This is a genomic window from Escherichia sp. MOD1-EC6842 (genome assembly GCF_002965705.1).
In the GTDB taxonomy this organism is placed as follows: Bacteria; Pseudomonadota; Gammaproteobacteria; order Enterobacterales; family Enterobacteriaceae; genus Escherichia; species Escherichia ruysiae.
Genome location: NZ_PTRF01000009.1, coordinates 149,284 through 173,453, shown reverse-complemented (window position 1 = coordinate 173,453; position 24,170 = coordinate 149,284). Strand labels below are relative to the sequence as shown.

At 51.1% G+C, this 24,170-nt stretch carries 23 protein-coding genes; 18 read left to right on the top strand and 5 right to left on the bottom strand.

The window, feature by feature from the left end; genetic code table 11:
- The first annotated feature begins 12 nt into the window (after positions 1–12).
- Positions 13–894, top strand: a complete 882-nt coding sequence (locus tag A7Z29_RS13165; protein WP_105290348.1) for a LysR family transcriptional regulator — start codon at positions 13–15, stop codon at positions 892–894.
- A gap of 207 nt (positions 895–1,101) precedes the next feature.
- Here the strand turns inward: A7Z29_RS13165 and srmB are convergent, their stop codons facing one another.
- The gene (gene srmB, locus A7Z29_RS13160) at positions 1,102–2,436 is read right to left on the bottom strand and encodes an ATP-dependent RNA helicase SrmB (protein ID WP_000219193.1); all 1,335 of its coding nucleotides are present in this window, start codon (positions 2,434–2,436) and stop codon (positions 1,102–1,104) included.
- 131 nt (positions 2,437–2,567) lie between these two features.
- Here srmB and trmN point away from each other — a divergent pair, with 131 nt between their 5' ends.
- Positions 2,568–3,305 carry a tRNA(1)(Val) (adenine(37)-N(6))-methyltransferase TrmN gene (gene trmN / locus A7Z29_RS13155; RefSeq protein ID WP_105290345.1) on the top strand — a complete coding sequence of 246 codons (738 nt, stop codon included), beginning with the start codon at positions 2,568–2,570 and terminating at the stop codon, positions 3,303–3,305.
- Here the strand turns inward: trmN and nadB are convergent.
- On the bottom strand, positions 3,290–4,912 hold the full coding sequence (gene nadB / locus A7Z29_RS13150) for an L-aspartate oxidase (RefSeq protein ID WP_032225980.1): 1,623 nt from the start codon (positions 4,910–4,912) through the stop codon (positions 3,290–3,292). The genes trmN and nadB overlap by 16 nt on opposite strands.
- Before the next feature lie 255 nt (positions 4,913–5,167).
- Between nadB and rseD the strand changes: the two genes are divergently transcribed.
- The 13 genes from rseD (at position 5,168) to shoB (ending at position 15,235) form a co-directional block, all read left to right on the top strand.
- Entirely contained in the window at positions 5,168–5,323 is a 156-nt protein-coding gene (rseD, locus tag A7Z29_RS23240; RefSeq protein ID WP_032147913.1) for a rpoE leader peptide RseD, read from the top strand.
- A complete protein-coding gene (gene rpoE, locus A7Z29_RS13145; protein WP_001295364.1) occupies positions 5,320–5,895 on the top strand; it encodes an RNA polymerase sigma factor RpoE in 576 nt (191 codons plus the stop codon). Before rseD ends, rpoE begins: the two co-directional genes overlap by 4 nt.
- 32 nt (positions 5,896–5,927) lie before the next feature.
- Positions 5,928–6,578 carry an anti-sigma-E factor RseA gene (gene rseA, locus A7Z29_RS13140; protein WP_085461026.1) on the top strand — a complete coding sequence of 217 codons (651 nt, stop codon included), beginning with the start codon at positions 5,928–5,930 and terminating at the stop codon, positions 6,576–6,578.
- Positions 6,578–7,534, top strand: a complete 957-nt coding sequence (gene rseB, locus A7Z29_RS13135) for a sigma-E factor regulatory protein RseB (RefSeq protein WP_000812045.1) — start codon at positions 6,578–6,580, stop codon at positions 7,532–7,534. The genes rseA and rseB overlap by 1 nt, the downstream gene beginning before the upstream one ends.
- Complete coding sequence (rseC, locus tag A7Z29_RS13130) at positions 7,531–8,010, top strand: SoxR-reducing system protein RseC (protein ID WP_000589060.1); 480 nt, start codon at positions 7,531–7,533, stop codon at positions 8,008–8,010. Before rseB ends, rseC begins: the two co-directional genes overlap by 4 nt.
- A 197-nt stretch (positions 8,011–8,207) precedes the next feature.
- A complete protein-coding gene (gene lepA, locus A7Z29_RS13125; RefSeq protein WP_000790173.1) occupies positions 8,208–10,007 on the top strand; it encodes a translation elongation factor 4 in 1,800 nt (599 codons plus the stop codon).
- A gap of 15 nt (positions 10,008–10,022) precedes the next feature.
- Positions 10,023–10,997: a signal peptidase I gene (lepB, locus tag A7Z29_RS13120; RefSeq protein ID WP_105290344.1), complete on the top strand. Its 975-nt coding sequence runs from the start codon at positions 10,023–10,025 to the stop codon at positions 10,995–10,997.
- 272 nt (positions 10,998–11,269) lie between these two features.
- On the top strand, positions 11,270–11,950 hold the full coding sequence (rnc, locus tag A7Z29_RS13110) for a ribonuclease III (RefSeq protein WP_001068343.1): 681 nt from the start codon (positions 11,270–11,272) through the stop codon (positions 11,948–11,950).
- Positions 11,947–12,852, top strand: a complete 906-nt coding sequence (gene era, locus A7Z29_RS13105; protein ID WP_000020737.1) for a GTPase Era — start codon at positions 11,947–11,949, stop codon at positions 12,850–12,852. Before rnc ends, era begins: the two co-directional genes overlap by 4 nt.
- A gap of 11 nt (positions 12,853–12,863) precedes the next feature.
- Positions 12,864–13,592 carry a DNA repair protein RecO gene (gene recO, locus A7Z29_RS13100; protein WP_000399395.1) on the top strand — a complete coding sequence of 243 codons (729 nt, stop codon included), beginning with the start codon at positions 12,864–12,866 and terminating at the stop codon, positions 13,590–13,592.
- 11 nt (positions 13,593–13,603) lie between these two features.
- The gene (gene pdxJ / locus A7Z29_RS13095) at positions 13,604–14,335 is read left to right on the top strand and encodes a pyridoxine 5'-phosphate synthase (RefSeq protein WP_001297412.1); all 732 of its coding nucleotides are present in this window, start codon (positions 13,604–13,606) and stop codon (positions 14,333–14,335) included.
- Positions 14,335–14,715, top strand: coding sequence for a holo-ACP synthase (gene acpS, locus A7Z29_RS13090; protein WP_000986026.1), 381 nt, complete (start codon positions 14,335–14,337; stop codon positions 14,713–14,715). The genes pdxJ and acpS overlap by 1 nt, the downstream gene beginning before the upstream one ends.
- A gap of 439 nt (positions 14,716–15,154) precedes the next feature.
- Entirely contained in the window at positions 15,155–15,235 is an 81-nt protein-coding gene (gene shoB / locus A7Z29_RS13080; protein ID WP_000128779.1) for a type I toxin-antitoxin system toxin ShoB, read from the top strand.
- Between the two features lie 193 nt (positions 15,236–15,428).
- Here shoB and yfhL read toward each other — a convergent pair whose 3' ends face one another.
- Together yfhL and A7Z29_RS13070 are read right to left on the bottom strand one after the other, a co-directional pair.
- Positions 15,429–15,689: a 4Fe-4S dicluster ferredoxin YfhL gene (yfhL, locus tag A7Z29_RS13075; protein ID WP_001196294.1), complete on the bottom strand. Its 261-nt coding sequence runs from the start codon at positions 15,687–15,689 to the stop codon at positions 15,429–15,431.
- 55 nt (positions 15,690–15,744) lie between these two features.
- Complete coding sequence (locus tag A7Z29_RS13070; protein WP_001013782.1) at positions 15,745–16,593, bottom strand: MurR/RpiR family transcriptional regulator; 849 nt, start codon at positions 16,591–16,593, stop codon at positions 15,745–15,747.
- A gap of 208 nt (positions 16,594–16,801) precedes the next feature.
- On the opposite strand from A7Z29_RS13070, the gene yfhb reads away from it, so the two are divergent.
- Positions 16,802–17,437 carry a phosphatidylglycerophosphatase C gene (gene yfhb / locus A7Z29_RS13065; protein ID WP_105290342.1) on the top strand — a complete coding sequence of 212 codons (636 nt, stop codon included), beginning with the start codon at positions 16,802–16,804 and terminating at the stop codon, positions 17,435–17,437.
- Positions 17,438–17,494: 57 nt separating this feature from the next.
- Positions 17,495–17,998, top strand: coding sequence for a tRNA adenosine(34) deaminase TadA (gene tadA, locus A7Z29_RS13060; protein ID WP_024165055.1), 504 nt, complete (start codon positions 17,495–17,497; stop codon positions 17,996–17,998).
- Here the strand turns inward: tadA and mltF are convergent.
- Positions 17,995–19,551 carry a membrane-bound lytic murein transglycosylase MltF gene (gene mltF / locus A7Z29_RS13055; RefSeq protein WP_032225974.1) on the bottom strand — a complete coding sequence of 519 codons (1,557 nt, stop codon included), beginning with the start codon at positions 19,549–19,551 and terminating at the stop codon, positions 17,995–17,997. The two genes, tadA and mltF, sit on opposite strands and share 4 nt — an antisense overlap.
- 257 nt (positions 19,552–19,808) lie before the next feature.
- Here mltF and purL point away from each other — a divergent pair, with 257 nt between their 5' ends.
- On the top strand, positions 19,809–23,696 hold the full coding sequence (purL, locus tag A7Z29_RS13045) for a phosphoribosylformylglycinamidine synthase (protein ID WP_105290341.1): 3,888 nt from the start codon (positions 19,809–19,811) through the stop codon (positions 23,694–23,696).
- The last annotated feature ends 474 nt before the right edge of the window (positions 23,697–24,170 follow it).

Below are 24,170 nucleotides of genomic sequence, written 5' to 3'. Positions count from 1 at the left end.
AGGTTTGGGTTTATGGATCTGCGCCGTTTTATTACGCTTAAAACCGTGGTGGAAGAGGGTTCCTTTTTGCGAGCTTCGCAAAAATTGTGCTGTACACAATCGACGGTGACTTTTCATATTCAGCAGCTTGAACAGGAGTTCTCGGTTCAGTTGTTTGAAAAAATTGGCCGACGGATGTGTCTCACTCGCGAAGGAAAAAAGTTGCTGCCGCACATTTATGAACTCACCAGAGTGATGGATACGCTACGCGAGGCTGCCAAAAAAGAGTCGGATCCGGACGGAGAGCTGCGCGTTGTTTCAGGTGAAACGCTACTCTCTTATCGAATGCCGCAGGTGTTGCAGCGTTTTCGGCAACGCGCACCCAAAGTACGTTTATCGTTGCAGTCGCTGAACTGCTACGTGATCCGTGATGCACTGCTGAATGATGAGGCCGATGTCGGTGTCTTTTATCGCGTAGGGAATGATGATGCTCTGAACCGACGAGAGTTAGGTGAACAATCGTTGGTGCTGGTGGCTTCGCCGCATATTGAAGATGTCGATTTTACTGAGCCGGGAAGACATAACGCCTGTAGCTTTATTATTAACGAACCGCAATGCGTCTTCCGCCAGATATTTGAAAGCACGCTGCGTCAGCAGCGGATTACGGTGGAACACACCATTGAGCTTATAAGCATTGAAAGTATCAAGCGATGTGTCGCAGCAAATATCGGAGTCAGCTACTTACCGCGCTTTGCGGTAGCAAAAGAGCTGGAGTGCGGAGAATTAATTGAATTACCCTTCGGCGAACCGTCGCAGACCATTACGGCAATGTGCGCTCACCATGCCGGAAAAGCGGTTAGCCCGGCGATGCATACTTTTATTCAGTGTGTTGAAGAGTGTTTTTTGCCGGGATAAAAATAATGCTGGGATTAAACCCTGCATTCAACTTGTCGACAAATGCGCTTTGTTCATGCCGGATGCGGCGTGAACGCCTTATCCGGCCTACAAAATTGTGCAAATTCAATACATTGCATGAGTTTCGTAGGCCTGATAAGCGTAGCGCATCAGGCAATTTTGCGTTTGCCTGCACTTTTAATACCGGGCTTAAACCCGGCATTATGATTACTCTTCTGTCGTTTGCGGCGGCACGCCCGTTCCGCTTGGTTTGCGGCGCTTACCAATATTTTTGGTATCGCGATGGCGTTTTTTCACCCGTGGCTTCTCTTTCTCTTTAGCCTTTTTCTTCTCGGCGCGTTTTGCCAACACTTTTTTCGATGGCTTGCCGGTCTGTTTCTCGCTTGGCGCACGCGTTTTCGGGCGTAACTCATCAATTACGCGAGCTTTAATTGGCTCTTCAATATAACGGCCAACTTTGCCCAGCAGCAGATGGTCATGAGCTTCAACCAGTGAAATTGCGGTGCCTTTACGGCCAGCGCGAGCGGTACGCCCGATACGGTGCAAATAAGTATCGCCACTGCGCGGCATATCGAAGTTAAAGACGTGGCTGACATCCGGAATGTCGATACCACGCGCGGCAACATCAGTTGCAACCAGTACGTTAACGCGGCCTTCGGTCAGGCGTTTGATCGCTTCGTTGCGTTTGCCTTGCACCATCTCACCTTCGAGATAGCAGTTGTTGATGCCCGCTTCGCGCAGCCAGTTTGCCAGTTCATGCACACGCTCACGCTTACGCACAAAGACAATTGAGCGAGTCGCTTCCGGCTGTTTTAACAGATGCACCAGCAACGCAGTTTTATGCTCAAGATCATCGGCGCGGTAATACCACTGATGAATCTTTTTGCGCTCACGGGTGGACGGATTCGCAGAAACTTCCACCGGATCTTCGAGCAGACGCTCAGCAAAATCCTGAATAGCATCGCCTTCCAGCGTTGCCGAGAAGAGCAGGGTTTGTTTACGCCAGCGAGTTTCGCCAGCAATATGTTCGATATCCTGGGCGAAACCCATATCCAGCATACGGTCTGCTTCATCGAGGATCAGCGTTTCAACCGCGCGGCAATCGAAGTTCTCTTCTTTTATATACTGCAGCAGACGACCAGTTGTGGCGACCACGATGTCCTGGTTTTCGCTGAACACTTCTGCGTGGTTCATATAAGCCACGCCACCGGTGATGGTGGCAATATCCAGATGCGTATGTTTCGCCAGTTCGCGGGCATGATCGGCCACCTGCATCGCCAGTTCGCGAGTTGGGGTGAGGATCAAAATACGCGGCGGACCGGATTTCTTACGCGGGAAATCGAGCAGGTGCTGCAACGCTGGCAGCAGATACGCCGCCGTTTTACCGGTGCCTGTCGGCGCAGAACCGAGTACATCACGGCCATCGAGCGCAGGCGGAATGGCGGCAGCCTGAATGGCGGTCGGGCGAGTGAAACCTTTATCCTGGAGTGCTTCCAGCAGGCTTTCGTCGAGTTCAAGTTCGGAAAAAGTCGTTACAGTCATGTTCTACCTCTGTGTGGGGCGCTGATTATAGACGTTACGGCTGCAATCTTCATCTGTTTGTATGGATATCGCTTCTCAGGTATTGTTCTTACCCGGCGCTATCGCCGTTTTTCCAGCAAGGTTTTATTTTCATGTCACAGTCTACATCCGTGCTTCGTCGTAATGGATTTACTTTTAAACAGTTTTTTGTCGCACACGATCGCTGTGCAATGAAAGTGGGAACGGATGGAATTTTGCTGGGCGCATGGGCTCCTGTGGCTGGGGTAAAACGCTGCCTTGATATCGGCAGCGGTAGCGGCTTATTGGCTTTGATGCTGGCGCAGCGCACCGATGATGGCGTGATAATCGATGCGGTTGAAATTGAAAATGAAGCGGCTGCCCAGGCGCAGGAAAATATCGCGCAGTCCCCGTGGGCAGAGCGGATTAACGTCCATACGGTGGATATTCAGCAGTGGATTACCCAGCAGTCTGGGCGTTTTGATTTAATTATCAGCAACCCGCCGTATTATCAGCAGGGAGTAGAGTGCGCAACACCACAGCGGGAGCAGGCGCGCTATACCACTACGCTTGATCACCAGACGTTGCTCACTTGCGCGGCAGAATGCATTACCGAAGAAGGATTTTTCTGCGTGGTGCTGCCAGAACAGGTCGGTAATGGTTTTACTGAACTGGCGTTAAATATGGGCTGGCATTTACGTTTACGGACGGATGTGGCGGAAAACGAAGCGCGACTGCCGCATCGGGTGCTGCTGGCATTCTCCCCACAGGCGGGGGAGTGTTTTAGCGATCGCTTAGTGATTCGTGGGCCAGACCAGAACTATTCCGAAGCGTATACGGCGCTGACCCAGGCTTTTTATCTGTTTATGTAATGATTGCCGGGGGTGAGAATCGACGGACCGGAATGCGCGAGTAGCTCCGGGTAATCCAGCGTGTAATGCAAGCCCCGACTCTCTTTGCGCATTATCGCGCAGCGAACAATCAACTCGGCAACCTGCACCAGATTACGCAGCTCCAGCAAATTATTCGACACACGGAAGTGAGCATAATATTCATCTATCTCCTGCTGCAACATATTGATCCGCCGCAGGGCGCGCTCCAGGCGCTTTGTTGTGCGTACAATGCCCACGTAATCCCACATAAACAGGCGTAACTCATGCCAGTTATGTTGAATCACCACCAGTTCATCAGGATTCTCAACGCGGCTTTCATCCCACGGCGGTAACGTACTGACGCCGCGCACATAGGGCATACGCTTTGCAATATCTTCCGCTGCCGACCAGCCGTAGACCAGACACTCCAGCAATGAGTTAGAGGCCATTCGGTTAGCGCCATGTAATCCTGTATAGCTGACTTCACCAATGGCATACAGGCCATCAACGTCGGTACGCCCATAATCATCTACCATCACGCCACCGCAGGTGTAGTGCGCAGCGGGCACTATTGGGACAGGCTCTTTCGTGAGATCAATACCCAGTCCCAATAACTTTTCATAAATCATCGGGAAATGCTGACGAATAAAATCCGCAGGTTTATGGCTGATATCGAGGAACATACAATCCGCGCCGAGGCGCTTCATTTCGTGATCAATAGCACGAGCAACAATATCGCGCGGTGCCAGTTCGCCGCGATCATCAAAATCGGGCATAAATCGTGTACCGTCCGGGCGTTTCAAATAAGCGCCTTCGCCACGTAAAGCTTCCGTTAACAGGAAATTTCGAGCCTGTGGATGATACAGTGCGGTAGGGTGGAACTGATTAAATTCAAGATTAGCAACCCGGCAACCCGCGCGCCAGGCCATGGCAATACCATCGCCGGAGGATATATCAGGATTGGTGGTATACTGATAAACTTTCGATGCGCCTCCGGTTGCCAGCACTACCGCTTTTGCGTGGCAGGTTTCTACCGCTTCTTTATTGCGATTCCATACCCACGCGCCAACAACCCGCCGCGTACCCGGCAGACCAATTTTGTCAGAAATAATCAGATCGACTGCGTTGCTGCGTTCCAGCACGCGAATATTCGGATGGTTCTGCGCCTTGCTCACCAGCGTGGTTTCTACTTCTTTACCAGTGGCGTCGGCGGCATGAAGAATACGACGGTGACTATGTCCACCTTCACGGGTCAGATGGTAGCTCTCTTCGCCATTTGGCCGAACGTGGGTATCAAACAACACCCCCTGGTCGATCAACCATTGCACGCAGGAACGCGCATTGCTGGCAACAAATTCAACTGCATGGCGATCGCAAATTCCGGCACCAGCAATTAAGGTATCTTCCACATGGGAATCGATGCTGTCAGTTTCATCAAACACGGCGGCAATTCCGCCCTGGGCGTAAAACGTCGAGCCTTCTGTAACTTGACCTTTACTTAGAACGATGACTTGATGCTTATCCGCCAGACGTAGCGCCAGTGAAAGCCCGGCGGCACCGCTACCAATAATCAACACATCACAAGAATGTTCAGGGAAAATATTCATTTTGATTGTTTAATTTACTAAACACCGTTCGGCCAGCATAGCATCATGTTGTACAATTAAACATCTGTTATTTTGATGTTTGTTACAAGGGCTAAACATGTTGATTCAGGAAGACGGGAAAAAGAGAAGTTGCTCGTCGGCGGAGGATTAGGTGGTGAAATAAAAAGGCCGTTGGGTTACTCTTCAGGCAGTTAAATGGGCATTTCTACACAGATAATGCGTTATTCAGATTCTGTAGACTTATAATGATAGATAATGATCCGTCTACAGCATGACAAACAAAAACAGATGCGTTACGGAACTTTACAAAAACGAGACACTCTAACCCTTTGCTTGCTCAAATTGCAGCTAATGGAGTGGCGTTTCGATAGCGCGTGGAAATTTGGTTTGGGGAGATTTTACCTCGGATGAGCGAGCAGTTAACGGACCAGGTCCTGGTTGAGCGGGTCCAGAAGGGAGATCAGAAAGCCTTTAACTTACTGGTAGTGCGCTATCAGCATAAGGTGGCGAGTCTGGTTTCCCGCTATGTGCCGTCGGGTGATGTTCCCGATGTGGTACAAGAAGCTTTTATTAAAGCCTATCGTGCGCTGGATTCGTTCCGGGGAGATAGTGCTTTTTATACATGGCTGTATCGGATTGCTGTTAATACGGCAAAAAATTACCTGGTTGCTCAGGGGCGTCGTCCACCTTCCAGTGATGTGGATGCCATTGAAGCTGAAAACTTCGAAAGTGGCGGCGCGCTGAAAGAAATTTCGAACCCTGAGAACTTAATGTTGTCAGAAGAACTGAGACAGATAGTTTTCCGAACTATTGAGTCCCTCCCGGAAGATTTACGCATGGCAATAACCTTGCGGGAGCTGGATGGCCTGAGCTATGAAGAGATAGCCGCTATCATGGATTGTCCGGTGGGTACGGTGCGTTCACGTATCTTCCGTGCGAGGGAAGCTATTGATAATAAAGTTCAACCGCTTATCAGGCGTTGACGATAGCGGGATACTGGATAAGGGTATTAGGCATGCAGAAAGAACAACTTTCCGCTTTAATGGATGGCGAAACGCTGGATAGTGAGCTGCTTAACGAACTGGCTCACAACCCGGAAATGCAGAAAACCTGGGAAAACTATCACTTAATCCGTGACTCTATGCGGGGTGATACTCCCGAGGTACTTCATTTCGATATCTCTTCCCGCGTGATGGCTGCCATTGAAGAAGAGCCAGTACGTCAACCGACGACATTGATCCCAGAGGCTCAGCCTGCACCGCATCAATGGCAGAAAATGCCATTCTGGCAGAAAGTCCGTCCGTGGGCGGCACAGCTTACCCAAATGGGCGTAGCGGCGTGTGTATCGCTTGCAGTTATCGTTGGCGTCCAGCACTATAATGGACAATCTGAAACGTCCCAGCAGCCCGAAACTCCGGTATTTAATACTCTGCCGATGATGGGTAAAGCCAGTCCGGTAAGTCTGGGAGTGCCTTCTGAAGCGACTACGAACAATGGTCAACAGCAGCAGGTACAGGAGCAGCGTCGTCGCATTAATGCCATGTTGCAGGATTACGAACTGCAACGTCGACTCCACTCCGAACAGCTTCAGTTTGAGCAGGCCCAGACACAGCAAGCCGCTGTACAGGTGCCAGGAATTCAAACTTTAGGAACGCAATCGCAGTAATGAAGCAACTTTGGTTTGCCATGTCATTAGTGACAGGTAGCCTGTTATTCTCTGCTAACGCCTCGGCCACCCCTGCGTCCGGGGCGTTATTACAGCAGATGAACCTGGCTAGCCAGTCACTGAATTACGAGCTGTCATTCATCAGCATCAATAAACAAGGTGTTGAGTCTCTGCGTTATCGACATGCACGCCTCGATAACCGTCCTCTTGCACAGTTGTTGCAAATGGATGGCCCGCGCCGGGAAGTGGTACAGCGCGGCAATGAAATCAGCTATTTTGAACCGGGTCTTGAACCGTTCACACTTAATGGCGATTACATTGTTGATTCTCTGCCATCGCTCATCTATACCGATTTCAAACGTCTTTCTCCATACTACGACTTTATCTCCGTGGGGCGTACGCGTATTGCCGACCGCTTATGTGAGGTAATCCGCGTAGTAGCTCGTGATGGCACACGCTACAGCTACATCGTATGGATGGACACCGAATCGAAATTACCGATGCGGGTAGATCTCCTTGATCGCGATGGTGAAACGCTGGAACAATTCCGTGTGATTGCTTTCAACGTCAATCAGGATATCAGCAGCAGTATGCAGACGCTGGCGAAAGCGAACTTGCCACCGCTGCTTTCTGTACCTGTGGGTGAAAAAGCCAAATTTAACTGGACTCCAACCTGGTTGCCGCAGGGCTTTAGTGAAGTCTCCAGCAGTCGGCGTCCGTTACCGACGATGGACAACATGCCTATCGAATCACGTCTCTATTCCGACGGATTATTCAGCTTCTCGGTAAACGTTAACCGCGCTACGCCATCGAGCACCGACCAGATGTTGCGCACCGGACGCAGAACCGTCAGTACCAGCGTACGTGATAACGCCGAAATCACCATTGTTGGTGAACTGCCACCGCAAACGGCGAAGCGCATTGCCGAGAATATTAAGTTTGGGGCAGGGCAATGATTAAAGAGTGGGCCACTGTCGTCTCCTGGAAAAACGGGCAGGCGCTGGTCAGTTGTGATGTCAAAGCCTCATGTAGCAGCTGTGCTTCCCGTGCTGGTTGCGGTAGCCGCGTGTTAAATAAACTTGGCCCGCAAACCACGCATACCATCGTCGTACCCTGTGATGAACCGTTAGTGCCGGGGCAAAAAGTGGAATTAGGAATCGCCGAAGGCAGCCTGCTCAGCTCCGCATTACTGGTTTATATGTCGCCGTTGGTGGGATTATTCTTCATCGCTTCGTTATTTCAGCTACTCTTTGCTTCAGATATTGCAGCATTATGTGGTGCGATTCTCGGCGGCGTTGGCGGATTCCTCATTGCGCGTGGATTCTCACGTAAGTTTGCTGCCCGGGCAGAGTGGCAACCTGTCATTTTAAGTGTGGCATTGCCGCCTGGCCTTGTGCGATTTGAAACATCTTCGGAAGACGCGAGCCAGTGATTTCACTGGCTTTGTTGTATTTTGCATAACAAATGCGAGGACGTTTCCAGATACCACAATCCATACGGTATGAACATTTCCTCGCCTCAATGTTGTAGTGTAGAATGCGGCGTTTCTATTAATACAGACGTTAAGCTCAGAACAGCGACTTCTAAAAGCCTGGTTAACCGGGCATTAAGGCACAATAATCATACTTTATGAAGAATATACGTAACTTTTCGATCATAGCTCACATTGACCACGGTAAATCGACGCTGTCTGACCGTATTATCCAGATCTGCGGTGGCCTGTCTGACCGTGAAATGGAGGCACAGGTTCTCGATTCCATGGATCTTGAGCGTGAGCGTGGCATAACTATCAAAGCGCAGAGCGTGACGCTGGACTATAAAGCGTCCGATGGCGAAACCTATCAACTTAACTTTATCGACACCCCGGGTCATGTGGACTTCTCTTATGAAGTATCGCGTTCGCTGGCCGCTTGTGAAGGTGCATTGCTGGTGGTTGACGCCGGGCAGGGCGTAGAAGCGCAAACCCTGGCAAACTGCTACACCGCAATGGAAATGGATCTTGAAGTGGTGCCGGTACTGAATAAGATTGACTTACCGGCAGCCGATCCGGAACGCGTGGCGGAAGAAATTGAAGATATCGTTGGTATCGACGCCACCGACGCAGTGCGTTGCTCGGCGAAAACCGGCGTTGGTGTGCAGGACGTTCTTGAACGCCTGGTGCGCGACATCCCACCGCCGGAAGGCGATCCGGAAGGCCCGTTGCAGGCTCTGATTATCGACTCCTGGTTCGACAACTACCTGGGCGTTGTCTCACTTATCCGTATTAAAAACGGCACCCTGCGTAAGGGCGACAAAGTGAAAGTCATGAGTACCGGGCAGACTTATAACGCCGACCGTCTGGGTATTTTCACGCCGAAGCAAGTTGATCGTACAGAACTGAAATGTGGCGAAGTAGGCTGGTTGGTATGTGCTATTAAAGATATCCACGGCGCACCAGTCGGTGACACCTTAACGCTGGCACGTAATCCGGCAGAAAAGGCGCTGCCAGGATTTAAAAAAGTCAAACCGCAGGTTTACGCCGGTTTGTTCCCGGTAAGTTCTGACGACTATGAAGCCTTCCGCGATGCGCTGGGCAAACTTAGCCTGAACGATGCCTCATTGTTCTATGAGCCAGAAAGCTCCACGGCGCTGGGCTTTGGTTTCCGCTGCGGCTTCCTCGGCCTGCTGCACATGGAGATCATTCAGGAACGGCTGGAACGCGAGTACGACCTTGACCTGATTACTACCGCTCCGACAGTAGTGTATGAAGTAGAAACTACGGCGAAAGAAGTTATCTACGTCGACAGCCCATCCAAGCTGCCAGCGGTGAATAACATCTATGAATTGCGCGAACCGATAGCAGAGTGTCACATGCTGCTGCCGCAGGCGTATCTTGGTAACGTCATTACGCTATGCGTAGAAAAACGCGGCGTACAGACCAACATGGTTTATCACGGTAACCAGGTGGCACTGACGTATGAGATCCCTATGGCGGAAGTGGTACTCGACTTCTTCGATCGCCTGAAATCTACCTCGCGTGGTTATGCGTCTTTGGATTACAACTTCAAACGCTTCCAGGCGTCCGACATGGTGCGTGTTGACGTTTTAATCAACGGTGAACGTGTTGATGCGCTGGCGTTGATCACCCACCGTGATAATTCGCAAAACCGTGGTCGCGAGCTGGTGGAGAAGATGAAAGATCTGATCCCCCGCCAGCAGTTTGATATCGCCATTCAGGCTGCGATTGGAACGCACATCATTGCGCGTTCCACCGTGAAACAGCTGCGTAAAAACGTACTGGCTAAATGTTATGGCGGCGATATCAGCCGTAAGAAAAAGCTGCTGCAGAAGCAGAAAGAAGGTAAGAAACGCATGAAGCAGATCGGTAACGTCGAACTGCCGCAGGAAGCGTTCCTCGCCATTCTGCACGTCGGCAAAGACAACAAATAACCATTAGGAGTTGGCATGGCGAATATGTTTGCCCTGATTCTGGTGATTGCCACACTGGTGACGGGCATTTTGTGGTGCGTGGATAAATTCTTTTTCGCACCTAAACGGCGGGAACGTCAGGCAGCAGCGCAAGCAGCTGCCGGGGACTCACTGGATAAAGCAACGCTGAAAAAAGTTGCGCCGAAGCCAGGTTGGCTCGAAACCGGCGCTTCTGTATTTCCGGTGCTGGCTATCGTATTGATTGTGCGTTCGTTTATTTATGAACCGTTCCAGATCCCGTCAGGTTCGATGATGCCGACTCTGTTAATCGGTGACTTTATTCTGGTAGAGAAGTTTGCTTACGGCATTAAAGATCCTATCTACCAGAAAACGCTGATCGAAACCGGTCATCCGAAACGTGGCGATATCGTGGTCTTTAAATACCCGGAAGATCCAAAGCTTGATTACATCAAGCGTGCGGTGGGTTTACCGGGCGATAAAGTCACTTACGATCCGGTTGCGAAAGAGTTGACTATTCAACCGGGATGCAGTTCCGGTCAGGCGTGTGAAAACGCGCTGCCGGTCACCTACTCAAACGTGGAACCGAGCGATTTCGTTCAGACCTTCTCGCGTCGTAACGGCGGAGAAGCAACCAGCGGATTCTTTGAGGTGCCGAAAAACGAAACCAAAGAAAATGGAATTCGTCTTTCTGAACGTAAAGAGACACTGGGCGATGTAACGCATCGTATCCTGACCGTGCCGATTGCGCAGGATCAGGTGGGGATGTATTACCAGCAGCCAGGACAACAACTGGCAACCTGGATTGTTCCGCCGGGCCAATACTTCATGATGGGTGACAACCGCGACAACAGCGCGGACAGCCGTTACTGGGGCTTTGTGCCGGAAGCGAATCTGGTCGGTCGGGCAACGGCTATCTGGATGAGTTTCGATAAGCAAGAAGGCGAATGGCCGACTGGTGTGCGCTTAAGTCGTATTGGCGGCATCCATTAATAGCTTATCTTCGTTCACGTTGTCGCCGTTATGGCGACAACGTGAATTATTTATGAGATAAATCTCCCGTGACTAACGACATCCCCCGTCGTTGTGTATAGAATATTCCCCCGAAGTTTAAGGTTGGCACCTCCAGGTCGCCACGGCACACGAAACAGCGTTGGTCCCCATGTACAGGTCAACTGAAACTGCTGCAAAGCTGTTAGCAGAACCCTGCATATCAGGTCTGTTTCGTGTGCTGAATTGTTGACGCATTTATTTATTGGTATCGCATGAACCCCATCGTAATTAATCGGCTTCAACGGAAGCTGGGCTACACTTTTAATCATCAGGAGCTGTTGCAGCAGGCATTAACCCATCGTAGTGCCAGCAGCAAACATAACGAGCGTTTAGAATTTTTAGGCGACTCTATTTTGAGCTACGTTATCGCCAATGCGCTGTATCACCGTTTCCCTCGTGTGGATGAAGGCGATATGAGCCGGATGCGCGCCACGCTGGTTCGTGGCAATACGCTGGCAGAACTGGCGCGTGAATTTGAGTTAGGTGAGTGCTTGCGTTTAGGGCCAGGTGAACTTAAAAGCGGTGGATTTCGTCGTGAGTCGATTCTTGCTGACACCGTTGAAGCATTAATTGGCGGCGTATTCCTCGACAGCGATATTCAGACCGTCGAGAAATTAATCCTTAACTGGTATCAAACCCGTCTGGACGAAATTAGCCCAGGCGATAAACAAAAAGATCCGAAAACGCGCTTGCAAGAATATTTGCAGGGGCGCCATCTGCCTCTGCCAACTTATCTGGTAGTTCAGGTACGTGGCGAAGCGCACGATCAGGAATTTACTATCCACTGCCAGGTTAGCGGCCTGAGCGAACCGGTGGTTGGCACAGGTTCAAGCCGTCGTAAGGCTGAGCAGGCTGCCGCCGAACAGGCGTTGAAAAAACTGGAGCTGGAATGAGCATCGATAAAAGTTACTGCGGATTTATTGCTATCGTCGGACGTCCGAACGTTGGCAAATCCACATTGCTGAACAAACTGTTGGGGCAGAAAATCTCCATCACTTCCCGCAAAGCGCAGACAACCCGTCACCGCATTGTGGGTATCCATACTGAAGGCGCGTATCAGGCGATCTACGTCGATACTCCGGGTCTGCATATGGAAGAAAAACGCGCCATTAACCGCCTGATGAACAAAGCGGCGAGCAGCTCCATTGGCGACGTTGAGCTGGTGATTTTTGTCGTTGAAGGCACCCGCTGGACGCCGGACGATGAAATGGTGCTCAATAAGCTGCGTGACGGTAAAGCGCCGGTGATCCTCGCGGTGAACAAAGTGGACAACGTGCAGGAGAAAGCCGATCTGCTGCCGCATCTGCAGTTCCTGGCAAGCCAGATGAATTTTCTCGATATCGTACCGATCTCTGCCGAAACCGGGCTGAATGTCGACACTATCGCAGCAATCGTGCGTAAGCATTTGCCGGAAGCGACCCATCACTTCCCGGAAGATTACATCACTGATCGCTCGCAGCGGTTTATGGCGTCTGAAATCATCCGTGAAAAACTGATGCGTTTCCTCGGTGCTGAACTGCCGTACTCCGTGACCGTGGAGATCGAACGTTTCGTCTCTAACGAACGCGGCGGTTATGACATCAATGGTTTGATTCTCGTTGAGCGTGAAGGGCAGAAGAAGATGGTGATTGGCAACAAAGGGGCCAAGATCAAAACCATCGGGATTGAAGCGCGTAAAGACATGCAGGAAATGTTCGAAGCGCCTGTCCACCTTGAGCTGTGGGTGAAAGTGAAATCCGGCTGGGCCGATGACGAACGTGCGCTGCGTAGTCTCGGTTACGTTGACGATCTCTAAGAGTTACTCCGATGGAAGGCTGGCAGCGCGCATTTGTCCTGCATAGTCGCCCGTGGAGCGAAACCAGCCTGATGCTGGATGTCTTCACGGAGGAATCGGGTCGCGTGCGTCTGGTTGCTAAAGGCGCACGTTCAAAACGTTCTACCCTGAAAGGCGCATTGCAGCCTTTCACGCCTCTCTTGCTTCGTTTTGGCGGGCGCGGTGAAGTCAAAACGCTGCGCAGTGCCGAAGCCGTCTCGCTGGCGCTGCCATTAAGTGGTATTACGCTTTACAGCGGTCTGTACATCAACGAACTTCTCTCTCGCGTACTGGAATACGAGACGCGCTTCTCTGAACTCTTTTTCGATTACTTGCACTGCATTCAGTCTCTGGCTGGTGCCACTGGTACGCCAGAACCGGCGTTGCGTCGCTTTGAGCTGGCGTTGTTGGGGCATCTGGGTTATGGCGTCAACTTTACCCATTGTGCGGGTAGCGGTGAGCCGGTAGATGACACCATGACGTATCGTTATCGCGAAGAAAAAGGATTTATCGCCAGCGTAGTTATCGACAATAAAACTTTCACCGGGAGGCAGTTGAAAGCGTTATACGAGCGGGAGTTTCCTGACGCCGACACATTGCGTGCCGCGAAACGCTTTACCCGCATGGCGCTTAAGCCTTATCTTGGCGGTAAACCTTTAAAAAGCAGGGAACTGTTCCGGCAGTTTATGCCTAAGCGAACAGTGAAAACACATAATGACTGATGAGGATTGTCATGGCTGAATTACTGTTAGGCGTCAACATTGACCATATCGCAACGTTGCGTAATGCGCGTGGTACTGCTTACCCGGATCCGGTGCAGGCGGCGTTTATTGCCGAGCAGGCGGGTGCGGATGGCATTACCGTGCATTTGCGCGAAGATCGTCGCCACATTACCGACCGCGATGTGCGAATCCTGCGTCAGACGCTGGATACCCGCATGAATCTGGAAATGGCGGTGACCGAAGAGATGCTGGCGATTGCCGTTGAGACGAAGCCGCATTTTTGCTGCCTGGTGCCGGAAAAGCGTCAGGAAGTGACAACCGAAGGCGGCCTGGACGTTGCAGGTCAGCGTGACAAAATGCGCGATGCTTGCAAACGTCTGGCAGATGCCGGGATTCAGGTTTCTCTGTTTATCGACGCCGATGAAGAACAAATTAAAGCTGCCGCTGAGGTTGGCGCACCGTTTATTGAGATTCACACCGGTTGTTACGCTGATGCCAAAACTGATGCTGAACAGGCGCAAGAACTGGCGCGTATTGCCAAAGCTGCGACCTTTGCCGCAAGCCTCGGTCTGAAAGTTAATGCCGGTCACGGCCTGACCTATCACAACGTGAAAGCCATTGCTGCCATCCCTGAAATGCACGAACTGAATATTGGACATGCCATTATCGGTCGTGCGGTGATGACCGGACTGAAAGATGCGGTGGCAGAAATGAAGCGTCTGATGCTGGAAGCGCGTGGCTAATGGCAATATTAGGTTTAGGCACGGATATCGTGGAGATTGCCCGTATTGAAGCGGTGATCGCCCGATCCGGCGATCGCCTGGCACGACGCGTATTAAGCGATAATGAATGGGAGATCTGGAAAACGCACCATCAGCCGGTGCGTTTTCTGGCGAAGCGTTTTGCCGTGAAAGAAGCGGCGGCAAAAGCGTTTGGTACAGGGATCCGCAATGGCCTGGCATTTAATCAGTTTGAAGTGTTCAACGATGAACTCGGCAAGCCACGGCTGCGGTTATGGGGCGAGGCGTTAAAACTGGCAGAAAAGCTGGGTGTCGCACATATGCATGTGACGCTGGCTGATGAACGCCACTATGCTTGTGCCACGGTAATAATTGAAAGTTAAAACCCTTTCTCGAACACCTAAATAATACCGTTCTTTTAAAAAGTAAAACCCCCGAACTGGTAAGGAACGGGGGGTTTGCTTTACAACTTTAAAATTTTGCAGCACACGATTCCAACGAAAATGATTATGGATCAATTTATCTGACCTGTACAAGCAACTTGCAATCTCTGACATAAAAAATTCGAGCCGGGACGAAGAATTTAATATTGATGAGAAGATTAACGTGACCGCTTTTTCATAAGTACATTAGAATCGACATCGTTATTGGCGATTTTGCTGTGTTCTACACCATACCACTGAATTCCCCCATTGAAACGAGTGGTGTCGTCAAAGCTCTGGTGTGGAGTGCAGCACTCGATTCCAATAACTCGCACGTTCAGTTTTGGGGAGATGTAAGGGCTAATCTGAACGGCTGCATTCCTTGTTTAAGGAAAAACGAATGACTGATTGTCGATACCTTATTAAACGGGTAATTAAAGTCGTCATTGCTGTTTTACAGCTGATCCTTCTGTTCTTATAACATCAGGAAACGTACTTAAGGCGCGTCGGCTTAACCAGTCTGACGCGCCTTTAATAATGATAATTAAGTGTCTGCGCAGATATTATAGAAATTCATTCAACGAATGTTTTTATTAATGACATCATGAAAATAAATATAATAATTTCGTTTTTACACGAGTGAATAAGTAATATCCTGCTCCAGAGGCAAAATACTAAATCTTATCCGCATGATGCATCAGCACAAATTTGTCCCACAACTGTTCTTCTGTTTCAACATGCGCCGGATCTTTCACAATAGTATTGGGGATCGGGCACACTTTCTGGCAGGTTGGCGTCTCGTAGTGACCTACGCATTCGGTACACTTATCGCTGTTAATCTCGTAGATATGTTCACCCATCGAAATCGCCTCATTCGGGCATTCGGGTTCACACATATCACAATTGATGCATTTTTTAGTGATTAACAGCGCCATAAGGAAACTCTCAAAACAACACAAACCGGGCGGGCATTATACGCGCATTCTTTACTCAAACCAGTTTTTTCACCAGCGCCTCACTATGACGAATACGTTCAGGTGCTAGTTCCAGATCCTGCTGGATCAGCGCAATGAACAGCAAATCCGTTAACATTCCCTGAGCATGACATGCGGAGATCGAAGCACTGTTTGTCGCTTGTTCTTCGGCAATGGTATACAGGCAATGAGAAGCGCGCTGTTGCAGGGCGTTGGGGGTAAAACCGGTGATTGCCAGCACTTTTCCACCCACTCGTAGCATTTCATCTGCTGCCAGGTTTAACTCGCGCCGTACACCTGTGTATGAGATGGCTAATAACAAATCGTCCGGTGACGAAGCTTGCACTGTAGCAAGCAACGCGTGCATATCACGCTCAGCGGCAGCATTAAAACCAATCTTCATCAGCTTCCAGGCAAAATTCTGCGCCACCAGACCGGAAGCGCCGATACCAGTCAGAATAACCCGTCGCGCAGAACGAAGCATCGACACGCATTCATGTAGCTTCTCCTCACTATTGACGTTCAGTGTTGCGTACATGGCAGCCGTGTTTTCTTTAATCAGTTTTTCGCCAACCAGTCGTAACGGATCATTACCGCGAATTTGGTTATGAATGGGTACGGAAGGTGATTCCGGTTGGCTTGCCAGAGCTTCGCTTAACGCCAATTTAAGTGCCGGAAAACCTTTATAGCCAAGTTTTTGCGCGAACTTCACTACGCTTGACTGACTGACTCCGGCTTCGTTGGCCAGTTGTTGGGAACTAAGGTGGCGGGCAGTGTCCGGTTGTAGCAGGAGATAATCCGCCAGCTTTTTATCACTCTGGGCAAGCCCCTGGTAACGCTGACGGATACGAAGTAGGCCGTTCATATCTTTCCTCGCGATGAATTAATGGCGACAACAGGCAATATGAGACACAAGCGAGAGAATATTATATTCCATCAAAGTTAATTGCCATGAATTAAAAATTCCAGTCAACCATTATGCGATAGATTGTTGCCGGAAAAGTGATGATCTATCTGTTAGGCTATCTGGTAGTGAAAATTAATCAGGATGTATCAGTCCAGAGGGGTGTGGTTTGGCAACTCACGAGCGTCGTGTGGTGTTTTTTGACTTAGATGGAACATTGCATCAACAGGATATGTTTGGCAGTTTTCTGCGCTACTTACTGCGCCGACAGCCGCTGAATGCGTTACTTGTTCTGCCGCTGTTGCCGGTCATTGTCATTGCATTATTAATCAAGGGGCGAGCGGCACGTTGGCCGATGAGTCTGCTGCTATGGGGTTGTACCGTTGGTCATAGCGAAGCACGTTTACAGGCGTTACAAGCCGATTTCGTGCATTGGTTTCGCGACAATGTCACTGCTTTCCCGCTAGTGCAGGAACGTCTGACCAGCTATCTGCTAAGCTCCGATGCTGATATTTGGTTGATTACCGGTTCCCCTCAGGCTTTGGTCGAAGCGGTTTATTTCGATACGCCGTGGCTGCCACGCGTTAATCTTATCGCCAGTCAGATCCAGCGCGGCTATGGTGGCTGGGTGCTGACCATGCGCTGTCTCGGTTATGAAAAAGTCGCGCAACTGGAACGCAAAATCGGCACACCGCTGCGGCTGTACAGTGGCTATAGCGACAGTAATCAGGACAATCCGCTACTCTATTTTTGTCAGCATCGCTGGCGGGTAACGCCTCGCGGTGAACTCCAGCAACTGGAATAGAGTAAAGCATAGCGTCCGTGTATAATGCGCCGCGCTTTTATAACCGGAGTTTTCTTTTTGTCTGAAGTCGAATTTAGCCACGAATACTGGATGCGTCATGCGCTGACGCTGGCGAAACGTGCCTGGGACGAGCGAGAAGTGCCGGTCGGCGCGGTATTAGTGCATAACAATCGCGTAATCGGCGAAGGATGGAATCGTCCGATTGGCCGTCATGATCCTACTGCACATGCAGAAATCATGGCGCTGCGGCAAGGAGGGCTGGTGTTGCAGAATTATCGCCTGATCGACGCCACGTTGTATGTCACGCTGGAGCCATGCGTGATGTGCGCCGGAGCGATGATTCACAGCCGCATTGGTCGCGTAGTCTTTGGCGCTCGTGATGCGAAAACTGGTGCCGCCGGATCATTAATGGATGTGCTGCACCATCCTGGTATGAATCATCGAGTGGAAATTACGGAAGGAATACTGGCAGATGAGTGCGCGGCGCTACTCAGCGATTTTTTCCGAATGCGCCGCCAGGAAATCAAAGCGCAGAAAAAAGCGCAACCTGCTACAGATTAATTTCGTTTCTCTTCACTTCCCTTCCTGGAAAACAGTAGAGAAGGGGAGTGCGTCAGATAATTAGATGACGACTGCGAAAGAAACGAGAGAAAGGGAAATTTTCCCTTTCCTAATTCAGCAGGTGATACCGCCGGATAATCCTGCGCCAGTTGCATCGCCGCTTCTGTAGCCTGCTTCTCTTTCTCTTGCAGATAACCCACCAGGCTAATCTGATACTTACGAATATTTTCGACATAAGCATAGGCTTCATGCCCACGCGCGTAGCCGTAAGTCAGCTTGCTGTAATAGGGTTTCTGGCTAAGTAAAGGCAGACGCTGTTTTACGTCGGCCCAACTGTCAGGATTGCCTTTGGTTTTTGCCGTCAGGGCGCGGGCGTCCAGCATATGTGCATAGCCCATATTATAGGCGGCGAGCGCAAACCAGATCCGCTCATTTTCTGGCACGCTCTCTGGCACTTTACTCATCATATTCTGTAAGTAACGTGCGCCGCCGCTGATGCTTTGTTCGGCATCAGTGCGGTCGGTAATGCCCAGGCTTTGCGCGGTATTTTTGGTTAACATCATCATGCCGCGTACACCGGTCGGCGAAGTGGCCTGTGCATCCCAGTGCGATTCCTGATAAGCAATCGCGGCCAGCAAACGCCAGTCAATTTCTTCGGCGTATTTCTCAAACAGCGGCTTTAACTGCGGCAGTACTGCATCAACGGCGCGTAAAAATGTGCGCGTATCAACGTAATCAAAATCATCGCCATGTCCGAGATATTTCTCTTCAATACGCGCCAGTGTGCCGTCCTCATTCATTTCATTGAAGAAGTCGAGCAGAGCCGCAGAAAGCGTATTATCGTTATCTAATTGACTAAACCAGGTTACCGGTTGTTCATCGGTGATATCCAGTGCCACAGCAAGTTCCGGGTGAACGCGCTGAAACAGGCTGATAGCGACAGAATCGGCAATGGTGTAATCCAGCTTACCTTCGATAACATCTTCCATTAACTCCACAGAACCTTTTCTGTCGTCCACTTTCCAGCTTAATTCCGGGAACTTAGTCTCTTTCAGTTTTTGCAGATCGTTAATGACAACATGCCCGGGAGCGACGGACAACTGTTCCGCCGTCAGATTGCCCAGCGTCCGTGGTCGATACTGACCTACTTTATAGACCAGTTGTTGTGAAACGGAATAATAGGTTGGGCCTGGTTGATAATTTTTAACCCTTGCGCTGTTATAGACCAGTCCCGCCGCCAGCAGATCGGCATCACCGTTATCGAGATCGTCAAACAACTGGCTGATGTTCTGCCGTACAGTGACTTTCAGTTTTACGCCGAGGTAATCGGCAAACTGTTTTGCCAGTTCGTAATCCAGACCAAAAGGTTTACCGTTGATTTCGTTATATGTCAGGGGAGTATGAATGGTGCTCACGCGCAACTCTCCCCGCGCTTGAATGGCGGCGATACGATTGTCGGCTTTACCAAACCAGGGAATGGATGGCCAGAGAGCGACCGCGAGAAGCAGTGCCAGAATGCCGATGAACAGATAATTAATCTTTAATTTTTTCAATTAGTTAATTCTCTGTGTCGTGCGCGTCCCAGCCTGAAAGATCGTAATGCTATTGAAAGGTTTACTCATAAATGAGCGGCATTTTGCGTAAACTTGCGCCAGTTGGCAACTTATTACAGAGATTGGCGGCACGCGTTGCTAATTCATGAGGGCGATTTTATTTCCACGCAAACGGTTTCGTCAGCGCATCAGATTCTTTATAATGACGCCCGTTTCCCCCCCTTGGGTACACCGAAAGCTTAGAAGACGAGAGACTTATGATGGAAATTCTGCGTGGTTCGCCTGCATTGTCGGCATTCCGAATCAACAAACTGCTGGCACGTTTTCAGGCTGCCAGGCTCCCGGTTCACAACATTTACGCCGAGTATGTCCATTTTGCTGACCTCAATGCGCCGTTAAACGATGATGAGCACGCACAACTTGAACGCCTGCTGAAATATGGCCCGGCACTCGCCAGCCACGCCCCGCAAGGTAAACTCCTGCTGGTGACCCCGCGTCCAGGCACCATCTCTCCCTGGTCTTCGAAAGCGACCGATATCGCCCATAACTGCGGGCTGCAACAGGTAAACCGCCTTGAGCGCGGCGTTGCTTACTATGTAGAAGCCGGTACGCTGACCAATGAACAATGGCAGCAGGTCACCGCTGAACTGCATGACCGCATGATGGAAACGGTCTTTTTTGCTTTAGATGATGCAGAGCAACTGTTTGCTCATCATCAACCGACTCCGGTTACCAGCGTTGATTTGCTGGGGCAGGGGCGTCAGGCGCTAATCGACGCTAACCTGCGTCTTGGCCTGGCACTGGCGGAAGATGAAATTGACTATCTGCAGGATGCTTTCACGAAGCTTGGTCGTAACCCGAACGACATAGAGCTTTATATGTTCGCCCAGGCGAACTCTGAGCACTGCCGTCATAAGATTTTTAACGCCGACTGGATTATCGACGGTGAACAGCAACCGAAATCGCTGTTCAAGATGATCAAAAACACCTTCGAAACCACACCGGATCACGTTCTCTCTGCTTATAAAGATAACGCCGCCGTAATGGAAGGTTCTGAAGTGGGCCGCTACTTTGCTGACCACGAAACAGGTCGCTACGACTATCATCAGGAACCGGCGCACATCCTGATGAAAGTAGAAACCCACAACCACCCGACGGCGATTTCTCCGTGGCCGGGCGCGGCGACTGGTTCCGGCGGCGAAATCCGTGATGAAGGCGCAACCGGACGCGGCGCGAAGCCGAAAGCCGGCCTGGTCGGTTTCTCCGTATCCAACCTGCGTATCCCTGGCTTTGAACAGCCGTGGGAAGAAGATTTCGGTAAGCCTGAACGTATTGTTACTGCACTGGATATCATGACCGAAGGCCCGCTGGGCGGCGCGGCGTTTAACAATGAATTTGGTCGTCCGGCACTGAACGGCTATTTCCGTACGTATGAAGAAAAAGTGAACAGCCACAACGGCGAAGAGCTGCGCGGTTATCACAAACCGATCATGCTGGCGGGCGGGATCGGCAATATTCGCGCCGATCACGTACAAAAAGGTGAGATCAACGTCGGCGCGAAGCTGGTCGTTCTCGGCGGCCCGGCAATGAACATCGGCCTTGGCGGCGGCGCGGCGTCTTCCATGGCGTCTGGTCAGTCTGATGCCGACCTCGATTTTGCTTCCGTACAGCGCGATAACCCGGAGATGGAGCGTCGTTGCCAGGAAGTGATCGACCGTTGCTGGCAGTTGGGTGATGCCAACCCAATTCTGTTTATCCATGACGTTGGCGCGGGCGGTCTTTCTAACGCCATGCCGGAACTGGTGAGCGACGGCGGACGCGGCGGTAAATTCGAACTGCGCGATATTCTGAGCGATGAACCGGGCATGAGCCCGCTGGAAATCTGGTGTAACGAATCCCAGGAACGCTACGTGCTGGCGGTTGCAGCCGATCAGTTACCGCTGTTTGACGAATTGTGTAAACGTGAACGTGCGCCATACGCGGTGATTGGTGAAGCGACCGAAGAACTGCATCTTTCTCTGCACGATCGTCATTTTGATAATCAGCCAATCGATCTGCCGCTGGACGTGCTGCTTGGCAAAACGCCGAAGATGACCCGCGATGTACAAACGCTGAAAGCGAAGGGCGATGCGCTGGCTCGTGAAGGGATCACCATTGCTGACGCGGTGAAACGCGTGCTGCATCTGCCGACTGTGGCAGAGAAAACCTTCCTTGTGACCATTGGCGACCGCAGCGTAACCGGCATGGTGGCGCGCGATCAGATGGTGGGTCCGTGGCAGGTGCCGGTCGCTAACTGCGCGGTCACTACCGCCAGCCTCGACAGCTATTACGGTGAAGCGATGGCAATTGGCGAACGTGCGCCGGTTGCGCTGCTGGATTTCGCCGCCTCTGCCCGTCTGGCAGTTGGTGAAGCGTTAACCAACATCGCCGCTACGCAGATTGGCGATATCAAACGCATCAAACTTTCCGCCAACTGGATGGCGGCTGCAGGTCATCCTGGCGAAGATGCGGGTCTGTATGAAGCCGTAAAAGCGGTGGGTGAAGAGCTTTGCCCGGCGCTCGGCCTGACTATTCCGGTGGGTAAAGACTCCATGTCGATGAAAACCCGCTGGCAGGAAGGTAACGAAGAGCGCGAAATGACGTCGCCGCTGTCACTGGTCATTTCTGCATTTGCCCGCGTGGAAGATGTGCGTCACACCATCACGCCGCAGCTTTCTACCGAAGATAACGCACTATTGTTGATTGATTTGGGCAAAGGCAATAACGCGCTGGGCGCAACGGCGCTGGCGCAGGTTTATCGTCAGCTTGGCGACAAACCGGCAGATGTACGTGACGTCGCGCAACTGAAAGGCTTCTATGACGCGATTCAGGCGCTGGTTGCACAGCGTAAACTGCTTGCGTACCACGACCGCTCTGACGGTGGCCTGCTGGTGACGCTGGCGGAAATGGCGTTTGCTGGTCATTGCGGTATTGAAGCGGATATCGCCACTCTGGGTGACGATCGCCTGGCGGCGTTGTTTAACGAAGAGCTGGGGGCAGTGATTCAGGTACGTGCCGCTGACCGTGAAGCGGTCGAAGCCGTACTGGCACAGTATGGCCTTGCTGATTGCGTCCATTATGTCGGCCAGGCGGTATCTGGCGACCGTTTTGTGATTACCGCCAACGGGCAGGCTGTATTCAGCGAAAGCCGTACTACGTTGCGTGTCTGGTGGGCAGAAACCACCTGGCAGATGCAGCGCCTGCGTGACAACCCGGAGTGTGCCGATCAGGAGCATCAGGCGAAATCTAATGACGCCGATCCGGGTCTGAATGTGAAATTGTCGTTCGATATCAACGAAGATGTGGCGGCACCGTTTATTGCTACTGGCGCGCGCCCGAAAGTTGCCGTACTGCGTGAGCAGGGCGTGAACTCGCATGTTGAAATGGCGGCAGCGTTCCACCGTGCAGGCTTCGATGCTATCGACGTGCATATGAGTGACCTGCTGACTGGACGCACGGGCCTGGAGGATTTCCACGCCCTGGTCGCGTGCGGTGGTTTCTCCTACGGTGATGTGCTGGGTGCCGGTGAAGGTTGGGCGAAGTCTATCCTGTTCAATAATCGTGTACGCGATGAGTTTGCAACCTTCTTCCACCGTCCGCAAACGCTGGCGCTGGGGGTATGTAACGGTTGCCAAATGATGTCTAATCTGCGTGAACTGATCCCGGGTAGCGAGTTGTGGCCACGTTTTGTGCGTAACACCTCCGATCGCTTTGAAGCGCGTTTCAGCCTGGTAGAAGTAACCCAAAGCCCGTCGCTGCTGTTGCAGGGGATGGTGGGTTCACAGATGCCGATTGCCGTTTCTCACGGTGAAGGGCGTGTTGAAGTACGCGATGCGGCGCATCTGGCAGCACTGGAAAGCAAAGGGCTGGTGGCGCTGCGTTATGTCGATAACTTCGGCAAGGTCACCGAAACTTACCCGGCTAACCCGAACGGTTCCCCGAACGGTATTACGGCGGTCACGACTGAAAGCGGGCGTGTCACCATTATGATGCCGCACCCGGAGCGTGTTTTCCGTACTGTCAGCAACTCCTGGCATCCGGAAAACTGGGGCGAGGATGGTCCGTGGATGCGTATTTTCCGCAATGCGCGTAAGCAGCTGGGTTAAGGTATCGGGCAATATGCGCATCGCCTGATGCGCTATGCTTACCTGGTTGGCTCGGTTAGTTTTGCAATATATTGAATTCGCAAGATTTTGTAGGCCGGATAAAGCGTTTACGCCGCATCCGGCATTACACAACCACTTAGCTAACAGTTATAAGCTCCCAGCTCCGGGAGCTTTTTTGTGTCTGTAAATCACGACAATGTGTGAGTTATCGTGTCGCTTATAGGTGACACTTAACTTATTGATTTAATTTAAAACGAATAATTTTAGCTTCAGATGTCTCTTTTAAGCGACACAGTGGCTGATTTATAGCCAAACAGTGGGGCAGCCATTAATCCATCAAACTCACGCTTTATCAGTACGTTATCAAACCATTTTATTTATTGGCACAGTTACTGCATAATAATAACCAGTGGCTCATTCATCCGCTTATGTCAGCCCCTTCGGGACGTGCTACATAAAATTAGAATGACGCAC